Origin of the sequence: Kribbella sp. NPDC056861 (assembly GCF_040687575.1) — a bacterium.
GTDB lineage: Bacteria > Actinomycetota > Actinomycetes > Propionibacteriales > Kribbellaceae > Kribbella.
On the sequence record NZ_JBFBNQ010000005.1, the window covers coordinates 1 to 11,510 of the forward strand.

General features: G+C 69.9%; 12 protein-coding genes. 11 read left to right on the forward strand and 1 reads right to left on the reverse strand.

Translation table 11 applies throughout. The features are described 5' to 3' along the window. The first annotated feature begins 80 nt into the window (after positions 1-80). The 11 genes from AB0P21_RS24505 (at position 81) to AB0P21_RS24555 (ending at position 10,936) form a co-directional block, all read left to right on the forward strand. Positions 81-458, forward strand: a complete 378-nt coding sequence (locus tag AB0P21_RS24505) for a hypothetical protein (RefSeq protein ID WP_363699491.1) — start codon at positions 81-83, stop codon at positions 456-458. A 5-nt stretch (positions 459-463) separates the two neighbouring features. Then, complete coding sequence (locus tag AB0P21_RS24510; protein WP_363699492.1) at positions 464-1,957, forward strand: hypothetical protein; 1,494 nt, start codon at positions 464-466, stop codon at positions 1,955-1,957. After that, positions 1,939-2,193, forward strand: a complete 255-nt coding sequence (gene adfB, locus AB0P21_RS24515; protein WP_363699493.1) for an actinodefensin-associated protein B — start codon at positions 1,939-1,941, stop codon at positions 2,191-2,193. The genes AB0P21_RS24510 and adfB overlap by 19 nt, the downstream gene beginning before the upstream one ends. Beyond that, on the forward strand, positions 2,193-2,957 hold the full coding sequence (locus tag AB0P21_RS24520; RefSeq protein WP_363699494.1) for a hypothetical protein: 765 nt from the start codon (positions 2,193-2,195) through the stop codon (positions 2,955-2,957). The genes adfB and AB0P21_RS24520 overlap by 1 nt, the downstream gene beginning before the upstream one ends. Then, positions 2,947-4,440: a prolyl oligopeptidase family serine peptidase gene (locus AB0P21_RS24525; RefSeq protein WP_363699495.1), complete on the forward strand. Its 1,494-nt coding sequence runs from the start codon at positions 2,947-2,949 to the stop codon at positions 4,438-4,440. The genes AB0P21_RS24520 and AB0P21_RS24525 overlap by 11 nt, the downstream gene beginning before the upstream one ends. Next, positions 4,431-6,236 (forward strand): ABC transporter ATP-binding protein, encoded by a 1,806-nt coding sequence (locus AB0P21_RS24530; protein ID WP_363699496.1) that lies wholly within the window; start codon positions 4,431-4,433, stop codon positions 6,234-6,236. The genes AB0P21_RS24525 and AB0P21_RS24530 overlap by 10 nt, the downstream gene beginning before the upstream one ends. A gap of 109 nt (positions 6,237-6,345) precedes the next feature. Then, positions 6,346-6,984 (forward strand): M23 family metallopeptidase, encoded by a 639-nt coding sequence (locus AB0P21_RS24535; protein ID WP_363699497.1) that lies wholly within the window; start codon positions 6,346-6,348, stop codon positions 6,982-6,984. Between the two features lie 105 nt (positions 6,985-7,089). After that, complete coding sequence (locus AB0P21_RS24540; protein WP_363699498.1) at positions 7,090-7,782, forward strand: TetR/AcrR family transcriptional regulator C-terminal domain-containing protein; 693 nt, start codon at positions 7,090-7,092, stop codon at positions 7,780-7,782. Beyond that, complete coding sequence (locus tag AB0P21_RS24545) at positions 7,775-9,343, forward strand: ABC-F family ATP-binding cassette domain-containing protein (RefSeq protein WP_363699499.1); 1,569 nt, start codon at positions 7,775-7,777, stop codon at positions 9,341-9,343. Before AB0P21_RS24540 ends, AB0P21_RS24545 begins: the two co-directional genes overlap by 8 nt. Continuing rightward, entirely contained in the window at positions 9,340-10,140 is an 801-nt protein-coding gene (locus tag AB0P21_RS24550) for an alpha/beta fold hydrolase (protein ID WP_363699500.1), read from the forward strand. The genes AB0P21_RS24545 and AB0P21_RS24550 overlap by 4 nt, the downstream gene beginning before the upstream one ends. Positions 10,141-10,153: 13 nt before the next feature. Continuing rightward, on the forward strand, positions 10,154-10,936 hold the full coding sequence (locus tag AB0P21_RS24555; RefSeq protein WP_363699501.1) for a MerR family transcriptional regulator: 783 nt from the start codon (positions 10,154-10,156) through the stop codon (positions 10,934-10,936). Here AB0P21_RS24555 and AB0P21_RS24560 read toward each other — a convergent pair whose 3' ends face one another. After that, a complete protein-coding gene (locus AB0P21_RS24560) occupies positions 10,937-11,410 on the reverse strand; it encodes a DUF3237 domain-containing protein (protein ID WP_363699502.1) in 474 nt (157 codons plus the stop codon). Positions 11,411-11,510: the final 100 nt, after the last annotated feature.

An 11,510-nucleotide genomic window follows, 5' to 3' on the forward strand; every position in this document is an offset into this window, starting at 1 on the left:
CGCCCGGGGGGGGGGCGCCCCCGCCCCCCCCACCTCGGCCTTCTCAGTCAGACTCCGGCTTTTCTTACCCAGGGAGTGCCATGTTCGGATACCTTGCGGCCGGCCGGGCCGCCCGGGATTTCCTGCTCGCGGCGCGGACAGAGGGCGGCTACCAGTTGCCGGAATGGCCGGTCGCGCAATCCGGCCGGCGACCAGCGAAACCGGCCCGCGCGGTGGCCAGGCTGCGGCTGATGGAACGGCTGCTGATTGGATTTCTCGACCCTGTCGAGGACGCCGTCTTTCTGACCGCCGGTCTGCGACGCCTCGGTATTCCAGCGGCGCTGCGAATGGGGCGCGAACTCGCACCGGCAGTCGCCCCCGGCGGGCTCTATGCCTGGGTGCGGTGCGGCGACGAGGTGGTCAGTACTTCGCTGCCTGTCGCAGAGGAATACGTCGAGATCCCACTGGCGGAAAGGTGACGAGCATGGTGTGGAGCGTCGATGCCGGCGGTACGGTCACCGGCCCAGAGCAATGGCAGGACCCCCTCGGCGTACGGCTGTCGATCTCGCCGGCCGACGTCGAACTCTCCCGGCACAGCCCGGGACCGCGGCCGGTCTACTACCGGCTCGGCCGTGGCCTGCTGGAGTGGAGCACCGAACTGGCCGGACTGCGGCGTGCCGACGAGGCCTCCGCGGTGGACTACGGCGCGCTGCTGGCGCTGATCCACGGGCTGCCCGAGCCGCCGGACTTCACCGGAGTACCGGGCGTGCAGCGGCTCACCGCCGGTACGGTCGTGCGGGTGGACGCCGCCGGCGTTTCAGTGTCGAGTCGTCCGCCGGTGATTCCTCAATCGAGACAGGGGCTTGAAGCCGCTGTCCGCGAGGTGCTCGACGAACTGCCGGACGGTTTCACCATCGCGTACAGCGGTGGAGTCGCCTCTGCTTTCCTGGCGGCCTGCTCGACCGGGCGAGGCGCCAAACTGGTGCACGCCGTCCTGGACGGTCTGCCCGAGCCGAGGCCGGCGCTACCGGACGTTCCCGGCCTGCACACCGACCAAGTACCCGTAGACCTGGTCACCGCACTCGCTCCGCACCAGGTCACTGGCGACGAGATCACTCCCCCGCTGCCGGAAGCCGCGCTGCGGCGACACGTGGCCGCTGCGATCGCCGCGGTCTCGGACGGCCCAGTGGTCTCCGGTTCCGTATTGGAAAGCCTGCTGACCGCTAACCTGCCGGAGTTACCACTCGGGCTAGCCGGCCGACGGCTGCTGACCTGCGAGCCGTTCCACTTGTCCGGCCAACTGCCGCGTCTGCGCGACGCCCGGGATCTCCTGGTGGCGCAAGGCGAGGGCGTGGCACGGCGACAGGTCGCGGCAGCGCCGGACGGCGGTGAGGCGGAGTCGCAGCCGGTCGGGATCGCCCCCGTCCGCTCCGGGACCGACCCGTTCGGCGATGGGCTGCCGGGCCTGACGGAAGACGGACGCGAGGCATTGCGGTCGGCCCGGCTGGGTGCGAGCGCGGTCTGGCGCAAACACCTGGAAGGGCTGCCTGCGGCGCTCGGCCGGGCGGACGCGGAATTCGCCTCCCGAGACGGCGAGGGGTCGCTGCTGTTCATGCCGGCGTTGGACGACCGGGTGCTCGGCGCGATCGCCGCCATCCCGCCACGGCGGCTGGCCGACATCAGGCACGGGCTGGTGCGCAACCAACTGCCGCTGCACAAGACGGTCGAACGCCACGGCGTCCGCGGAGTACTCGGGCAGTCCGCCGGTTTCCGCGCCCGGCTCGCCGCGGCCGGCTACCTGCACCAGGTCCGCGAGAAGGTGGCCATCGACCTGGCCCGGCAGTGCCCGCTGGCCGATCTCGGCCTGCTCGATCCCGATCCCGTCATCCAGCTGCTGGAAGACGGCCAGCTGACCGCGGATCGCGCCCTCACCATCCTTCGACTGGTCTGGATCAACCAATGGCTGCTGACCCGATGAAGCCGGCCCCCGCCTTCGCGCTCGAGCCCGGTGTCTCCTTTGCCCGGCTGCCGTTCGGCGGCGGGTTGCTGGTGAACGCCACCACCCTCGCGGTCGCCGAGTGCGACCAGCAGCACCGGCAGTACGTCGACGAACTGCTGACCGGTGTCGGCCCGGAGGCCGGCGACGAGCTGCGCCGGTTCGCCGGGGACCTGGTGCGGCAGGGCTGGTTGGCCTTCGACGAGAGGAAAGACTGATGGTTGACGTCGTGCTCGCAGTACTGGCCGGCCCGCTGATGGCCGCTGGGCTGGCGAAGCTGTTGGTGCCGGCCGACCGGCTGAACTGGCCGTACCAGAGCGGGCTGCTGGCCGCGCCGCGAGGACCGCGACTGGTCGGGGCCGCCGAGCTGGTGGCGGTCGTCGTGCTGGTGCTGGCACCAGGACCGTGGGACGCACTGTGCGGCTTTGTGGCGTACGCAGCGTTGGCTGTCGTCGCCTTCCAGTTGCGCGGCCAGTCCTGTGCCTGCTTCGGCGCTGCCAGGCTGGCTGCGGTCGGGAGCGGCCATCTAGCGGTGAATGCTGTCGGTGCCATGGCTGCGTTGACGGTCCTCCTGCTCCCGGCGAGCGAGCCCTGGCCGGCCGGGCGGGCGGTTGGGGCTGTGCTGCTCGCGGCCGTCATCGCCGGCGCGCTCTGGCTGCTTGACCGCCGGACACCTCCGGTCGAGGCAGCTTGCGACACCCCGATCGTCGCAGCGCGACTGTACGAGTCCAGCTCGTGCCCGGCCTGCCGGTCGCTGGAGCGGCTTCTCGGCAGCATGGCGGACGACCGCCGGAACGCGGTCGACACGACCGTCCTGCAGGAAGGAGAGAGTCTGCCGGACCGGCTGAGCGGGCTCGGCGTACCCTGCGCGATCGGCATCGATGCCGATGGCAACGAAGTCTGCGAACCGGTCTCCGGGGTCGGCGAGGTCAAGGCGCTGATCGACCGGATCGTCGTCCGGAACGATGCTCATGTCGGCTGACCTCAGCACGATCGAGCAGCCCGGGCCGGACGGCAACCTCCGCGCCGCGTTGGAGTTTCCGGTGCAGCCGTCGATCGCCGAGTTCAACCCGGCCGGCGTGCGGTGGCGGGACCTGCGGATCGACCCCGACCTGCAGGGTGTCGTCCCGCGCCGAGCCCGGCCGGCCCGGATCTCGGTCTCCGGCTGGGTCATCCCGATCGAGGCACCGTACGGCGGACCGCTGGCCTGGCATCCGGCCAAACCCTTGGTCGCCGGACTGGCTTTCGCCGGCCGGCGGGCCTATCCGTGGGTCGCCGACTACCAAGACCGGACGCTGACCCGGCTCACCGACTGGTCCGCGGTCACCTCGCTGACCGAGCTGGCGCCCGGCGCGAGCAGCCCACTGGTGTGGTGTGGCGACGACCGGCTGATCTTCCTCACCCCGGCCGACGACCTCGCGGCGGACACCAGCCTCCAGCCGTCGATCTACGACGCTTCTGGCCCAGCAACGGTCGTACTCCAGGAAGACACCAACCAGCTCGAGGGCCTGACCGCAGCCGTTGTCTCAGTGCTTCGGCTCAACAGCCACACAACCGATCCGGTCGCCTCACCGCTGGCCGTACGCCGCCTGACACCGGTGCCCGGCAGCGCGATGCTGGAGATCGAGCACCTTGACGGCGAATCAGCGACCGGCCTGAACTGGACGACCATCCAAGTACCCCTCGGAGGCGAGCCCTTCACCGCGTCGCCACCACCGGCTCCGGCAGACCGCCCCCAGCCGCCCGCTCCCCCAGCAAAGCCTTTTCACATCGAAGACGTCGCCGGCGCGCGCTTGGCGCTGCCGCCGTCGTCGCGATCCGACCAGCCGGTACTGCTGTGGTTGCAGCCGACCGCCAACGACCGGCCGCCGAACCGGCCACCGTTCGTACCGGCAACGCTGGCCGCCCTACGCGACGACCTCGCGATCCTTGACCTGCCCCTGGACTGGCGCGGCGAGCCGACCCTTTCCGACCTGACCCGGCGGATCGTCCGGCCGGTCCGGCAGGCGCTGAAACGCATCGGCGCACCCGTGGTGGTCGGCGGCCACAGTTTCGGCGCGTCGCTGGCGCTCTTCGCGCTGGCCCAGCTGCCGCAGGTGGCCGGCGCGATCGCGCACAGCGGCTGCTACAACCGCATGCTGACGCCGTACGGCTTCCAGTACGAGCATCGGTCGTACTGGCAGGTGCCGGAGATCTACCGTGCCTTCAGCGCGCTGGACTTCGCCGACCGGATCGACCGGCCGGTGCTGCTCGTGCACGGCGCGGAGGATGCCAATCCCGCGACGCCGCCGGAGCAGTCCGTCGAGCTCTATCGCGCGATCGTGGCGAACGGCGGCACCGCCCGGCTCGCGCTGTTCCCGGGCGAAGACCACAGTTTCCGTTTCCGCGAGTCCCTGCAGCGGCTCGCGGAGCTGCAGCGTGCGTGGCTGGACAAGGCCGCAAGTCGGGAGCTCGCATGTCGGTAGAGCAGAGCAGACCCGACTTCCTCCGCACCGGGCTTTTCGCGCTCCGGCTGATCTGGCGCGCCGACCCGCGCCGGTTCACCGCCGTGGTGGCGGTCCAGTTGGTCACCGCGGTCGGGCTGACCGCCTCGCTGCTGCTGATCCGGCACGTCCTGGGCATCGGCCTGGCCACCGGCACGAATGTTGGCGCCGCCGGCAAGATGGTCCTCCCCGGCGTACTGATCGTGCTGGCCGTGCAAGCCGCGGGCAGCGTGCTGCGCAGTGTCAGCCAGGGCTGGCAGCGGGTCCTGGCGGTGAAGACCGACCGGCACCTGATCGACCTGGTACTCCGATCCGCCGGCCGGGCAGACCTGGCGTCGTACGACGACCCGGCATTCTACGATCGCCTGCAGCGGGCCATCTTCGCCTCCCGCAGCGAACCGATCACCCTCGTCACCGGACTCGCGGTCTTCCTGCGCGCCGGACTCGGCCTGATCGCGGTGGCGGGAGCCTTTCTGGCACTCGCATGGTGGCTACTGCCGCTCTGCCTACTGGCCCTGCTGCCCGTACTGGTTGCCGCGCGCAAGGAACGCGACGCCCGCTACCGGCTGCACACCTCGCTGGCCGAGAACCGGCGCGGCCGCGAGTACCTCGAGCGGCTTCTCACCACCCGCGACGACGCCAAGGAGATCAAGGCACTGGACCTGGGCAGCACCCTCCGGGACCGATGGAGCCGCGGGTACGGCGAGGAGATCCGGCTCACCATCGAGATGCACCGCGACCACCTGCGTCGCGGGATCGCCGCCCGGCTGCTGTCGGACGGCGTGACGGCTGCCATCGTCGCCGCCGGGTGGCTGCTGGTCCACCAGGGACTGATCGACCTGGCCACCGCACTGGCCGTGCTCACCGCTCTGCTGCTGCTGAGCTTGCGGATGAAGGCGACCGCGTTCCTGGCCGGGACGCTCGGCGACACGCTGATCTATCTGGCCGACATGCGGCAGTTCGTCGACAGGCAGGACGACGACGAGCCTGCAGCCATCGCGCCCGACGAAGACGGCTTCTCAACCCTGACCGCCGACCGGGTCTCGTTTGCCTACCCAGGCGCCTCAGAGCCGGTACTGCGCCAGATCAGCCTCACCCTGCGCCGTGGCGAGGTGGTCGCGTTGGTCGGCTCCAACGGCTCCGGGAAGACCACCCTGGCCAAGCTCCTCGCCGGCCTCTACAGCCCGGCCGATGGACAGATCCGGTGGGACGGCGTACCGGTGGAGGACAAGGCGACCTTGCGTAACTCGGCCGCCGTCGTGTTCCAGGACTTCATCCGGTTCAAGCTCGCCGCCCGCGACAGCATCACCTTCGGCCGACCCGGCCTGCCACCCGACGCCGCGGCGGCCAGCCACGCCGCTCAGCGGGCCGGCATCGACCAGAAACTCGAGAACCTGCCGGCCGGATACGACACCCCACTCAGCGCGGAGTACGTCGGCGGCGTCGACCTGTCCCTCGGCCAATGGCAGCGACTCGCGCTGGCCCGCGCCTTCTACCGCAACTCCCCCTACGTCATCCTCGACGAGCCGACCGCCTCCCTCGACGCCCAGGCCGAGGCCGATCTCTTCGACCGGGTCCGCGACCTGTTCGCGGGCCGTACCGTCCTGCTGATCTCCCACCGGTTCTCCAACGTCCGCCGCGCCGACCACATCTACGTCCTGGAGAACGGCGAGATCCTGGAGCACGGCACCCACGAGTCGCTGATCGCCGAAGCCGGGCGCTACGCGCACCTCTACAACCTGCAGGCCGACGCCTACCAGCCCGATCCGGCCGGCTGACCCGTACTGCGGGCTGAGCAATCGGTGGGCAAGGTGCGGCGAGGGGTTGCCCGGAGCGGGCGCGGCCTCGATGGTGAGGCGTCATCTCCACCGCCCCAGGAGGAACGCCATGAAACACGTCTTGACCGGCGGACTGCTCGCCGCCCTGATCCTCGCACCGGCCGCCGCCGCGGCCTCACCACCACCGACTCCCACCGATGCGAAACCCGCAGCGCAGAGCTACCAGGCTCAGCGCGCAGCCATCTCCGCCGAGCGCAAGGCCGCCGCGAAGGCCGCGGCCGACTTCGACACGATGGCCGGGACCCGACCGGTACTGCGGGTGCCGTTCCGCTGCGGAGAGGACTGGTCCGGTGCCAGCCGCAGCGGCCACAGCCCGTCGTACTACTCCCTGGACTTCAACTGGGGCGCCGGCACCGCCGACCTCGGCAAGCCGGTGAAGACCAGCAAGGCCGGCACGGTGGTCCGATCGGCCTTCGACGCAGGCGGCTACGGCAACTACATCGAGATCTCGCACGGCGCGGGCTGGAACACGCTCTACGCGCACCTGCAGCACCGGGCCGTCGGCGTCGGCGCCCAGGTCAGTGACAGTGCGCAGATCGGCCGGGTCGGCGACACGGGCAACGTGACCGGGCCACACCTGCACTACGAGCAGATCCGCGACGGCGTGGTGGTCGAGTCCCGCTTCGGCCAGTCGACCTGGGCGCAGTACCCCGGACCGGCGACGTACAGCCGCGGCTCCGACTGCTGATCACCGCTCCCGGCTCCCGGTGGGCCGCAGCAGCCATGCTGCGGCTCACCGGACCACCGGATTCGTCTGTGCTATTCTTCTTTACGTTGTAAAGGAGTGATGCGGATGGACCGGAACGATCCCGCCCCGAGCGTGTGGCTGGTGGAGCGGACAGGACGCAAGATCGCCAAGGGGTCGGTCGACCTCAACGCGATCGCCGTGGCGGCTGCCGTGGTGCTCGATGAGGTGGGGCTCGATGGGCTCACCATGCGGGCGTTGGGGCAGCAACTCGGCGTCAGCGCGATGGCCTGTTATGCCCACGTGCGGCACAAGGACGACGTACTCGAGCTGGCACAAGACCACCTCATGGGGCAGTTGAAGGTCACAGAAGACCAGTGGGACGGCGTACTGCGTGCGCTGGCCGAGGACTACCGGACGCTACTGATCACCCATCCATGGTTGCCCTCGCTGGCCGGGCGGTTCCTCAACGCGGGACCGAACGCCCACCAACTCAGCGTCCGGGCCAGCGCGGCGCTGGTTGCCGGCGGGCTCGCGGAGAAGGACGCGCCACTCGCCCTGTCCGCCGTCTTCACCCTCGCGCACGGGCACGGGGCGATCGAGGCTGCCTGGCGAGGACGACTCGGCGACCGGGCTTCCCTCGATCAGTTGACCAACCGACTCGCGGCGCTGGCGCCCGCTGATCCGGTGACGGCCCAGCGAGCAGCCGTCGGTACTGCGGAGTCGACCGGACGGGAATGGACGTTTGCGCTGGACTGCCTGCTCGAAGGCGTTCGGCGACGGAAGGAGGACGATGACTGAGACACCGGCAATCACCGTTGACGCGGTCGGCCTGACCTGGCCGGACGGCGATCCCGCGCTGGAGAACCTGAGCGGCACGTTCGGAGTCGGCCACACCGGGCTGGTGGGTCGCAATGGCACTGGCAAGACGACGCTGCTGCGCCTCATCGCGGGTGAGCTCACACCTTCGACCGGCACCATCACCACCATCGGCCGGGTCGGCTACCTCCCCCAGCACCGCAATCGCGCCGCCGAGCTGACTGTGGCTGACGCACTCGGAGTGCGCGAGGTGCTGACGGCCCGGAACGCGATCGAGCAAGGCAGCACCGAGCAGCGGCATTTCGACGTACTGGAAGGGCGGTGGGATCTGCCCGAGCGAGCCCGGGCAACGCTGGCGCAGGCCGGCTTGGACCTGGTCGACCTGCACCGGCCGGCGGTCACGCTGTCCGGCGGCGAGTGGACCCTGGTCTGCCTGATCGGGGTACTGCTGACCGAGCCCGACATCCTCCTGCTCGACGAGCCGACCAACGATCTCGACGCCGGGGCGCGGGAACGGCTGGCCCAACTGCTCGATCAATGGACCGGCCCGCTCCTGGTGGTCAGTCATGACCGTGACCTGCTGTCCCGGGTGGACGCGATCGCCGAGGTTCGCGGGCACAGCATCACGACGTACGGCGGAGCGTGGGACGACTACCAAGCCGCTGTGCAGAACGAGCAACAGGCGGCCGATCGCGCAGTACGGGCTGCTGGGGAGCAGTTGCAGCGGGAGCGGCGGCAGAAGGCAGAAGCGCAGGTGGTGCTGGCACGCCGGGTGCGCTACGCCAACACCGACCACGCCAACAAACGCAAGCCGAAGATCGTGATGAACGAGCGCAAACGGCAGGCCCAGGTGAGCGCCGGCAAGTACCGGAACCTGCACGAGGACAAGCTTGCCGAGGCCCGCGAGACGCTGTCCGAGGCGCAACTCCGGGCCAAGCGGGACGACAGTGTCCAGATCGAGCTGCCAGAGACCGCCGTGCCGACCGGCAAAACCGTGCTCGAACTCAGCACCCCGGACCTGGTGATCCGCGGACCCGAGCGGATCGCGTTGACCGGCCCGAACGGGTCGGGCAAGACCACACTGCTGCGGCGGATCGTCGCAGCCACGCCCGCGGTCCCGTTCGCCTACCTGGACCAACACCTCACCGATCTCGACCCAGCAGACAGCGCGCTCGACCATGTTCGGAGGCTGGCCCCGGCACGGACTGACAACGACATCCGGGCCCAGTTGGCCCGGCTCCTGATCCGTGGCGCCCACGCGACCCGGCCGATCGGCGAACTGTCCGGTGGCGAGCGATTCCGTACTGCGCTCGCGGGTGCGCTGCTGGCCGACCCGGCCCCGCGGCTGCTGCTGCTCGACGAGCCGACCAACAATCTCGACCTGGCCACCGTGGCCGAGTTGGTCAGCGCGCTCACGGCGTACCAGGGTGCCCTGATCGTCGCGAGTCACGACCAGCCGTTCCTGGACGACCTGGGCATCACCCGAACCGTGAAAATCGGGGTTGACCTTGACCTTGGGTCAAGCCGGATGGTTGCCTCATGACTACTTCAGCAAGCACCCCCTGGACCGGAATGGTGCCCGTCGACGACACGGCCCTCGCGGTCACCGACACTCGCGGTACCGGCCGGCCGATCCTCTACCTGAACGGCTCCTATGCAAGCCAGAAATCCTGGCGGGCCGTCATCGCCGAGCTCGGCACCGACTGGCGCCACATCACCTACGACGAACGCGCTCGCGGCAAGTCCAAGAGGTCGGCCGACTACTCCTTCGAGGCCTGCCTGCGAGACATCGACGCGGTGATCGAGGCGACCGGTATCGACCGGCCGCTCGTCGTCGGCTGGTCCTACGGCGCGGCCCTCGCCGTGCACTGGGCCGCGCGCAACCCCGACCGCGTCGCCGGCGTGGTCTCGGTCGACGGCGCGGTGCCGTGGGGCCTGACCGGGGAGGAGAACCGGGAGCGGATCCGCAAGGCGTTCCGTCAGATGGGGCCGTTCCTGCCGCTCGCCCGTCCCTTCGGGCTGGCCGCCAGCATGAGCGCGCGCCAGCACGCCGACGTCAACATCGAGATCAACGAGGTCTGCGCCGCCCTCGAGCCGGTGCTGGACAACCTGACCTGCCCGACCTCCTACGTGCTCGCCACCGGGTCGAACCTCGGCGGCCGCGCGGAGGAGATGGAGCAGATGCGCGCCTCCCTCGACCCGGTACTGCGCCGCAAGCCGAACCTGCGGGTCAGCACCAAGGTCACCAGCAACCACACCCAGATCCTGCGCAAGGACTACCGGGCCGTCGCCACTGCCGTCCGGGAGACCGCCGCTGCCTACGAACAGCAGAATCACTGACAGGCTGGCACTCATGAACGGGGTAACCATCGGTCAGGCGGCGGCCTTCGTCGGCGTCACGATCAAGACGGTCAGGCACTATCACAAGCTGCGCCTGGTCGCCGAGCCTGAGCGTGACGTCTCGGGGTACCGCCGCTACGACTCAGCGGCACTGCTGCGCCTGGTCCAGGTCCGAACCCTGGCCGCGGCCGGCGTGCCCCTGGCCGACATCGGTCCCCTGCTGGACTCCGACGCCGAGTCCTTCGCCGACTCGCTCACCGACATCGAGGACCAGCTCGACGAACGCATCAACGAACTGATCGCCCGGCGTGCGACCCTGCGACGACTCGCCGCCGGCGACCGGGCCCTCCTGCCCGAACGCGCCGTCGACCTGCTCGACGGCATGCCCAGCCTCGGTTTCACCCCCACCGACGTCACCAACGCCCGGGAGTCGTTCGTACTGGCCAAAGCCCTGGTCCCGGAGGGTTTCGACGACTACCTGACCCATGTCGAACAAGCCGTGCTCGATCCCAAGTTCATTGCCTTGAGCAAACGCATGGCCGAGGTCGCTAGCTGGGCGCCGGACGACCCCCGGGTCGCCGAGCTGGCCCAGGACCTCGCTGCCCACTACCTGGAGAACCCCGAACACCTGAAGATCGCGACCGGCCTGCAGGCTCACACCGAGACGGCGACTCGCTACCAGCTGATCGCCCATCACGGCGAAGAGCCGGACTCGGCGGCTGCCCGCCTGGCCGCCCTCGTCGAGACGTCCCTTCGCTCGGCCGGCATCCAGGTCCCCCGACCGCACTCCACCTGATCAAGTCACCCGGTACAGGTCGTACCGAACCGCGTCCGGCCTGCGCTCCGCAGTTGCCAGCAGCAACGAGGTGTTCAGCCACCGGTACGCCGGCGACGCCGTCCGGGCGCGAATGCTGAGCCGGAACACGTACTGCGACTGATCCAGCTGCTCGCCCCTCGCAAGGGCCGCCAACACCTCCGGCGGACCAGTCCTGATCCCCTTGCTGAGCAGCGAAACCAGCTCGCCGTCGTCGAGCCGAAGGGTGTAGCGGGCCTCCACCAGGGTCGTACCGTCGGGCAGCACGCGCTGCCAGTCCGCTCCACCGCGCACGACCGTGCCCGTCAGCTCCGGCCCATCGACGCGGCCGCCGGCGATCGGGACGATTCGCCGTCTGCCCTCCGGCGTCTCGCCGAGATCGAGCGGCGCCTCCAGTTCGATCTCGGCGGTCGCGACGTACGCCAGTGCGGGCGGGGCGAAGAGGCTGTCCGTCATCGGTCCATCGCATCCCGGCCGGACGCCGAAAGGGACGGGCGATGCCAATCATTGGCACGCCCATGGTCGTCGGCACGGCGTTCTGGTGAGTTGAGACCCG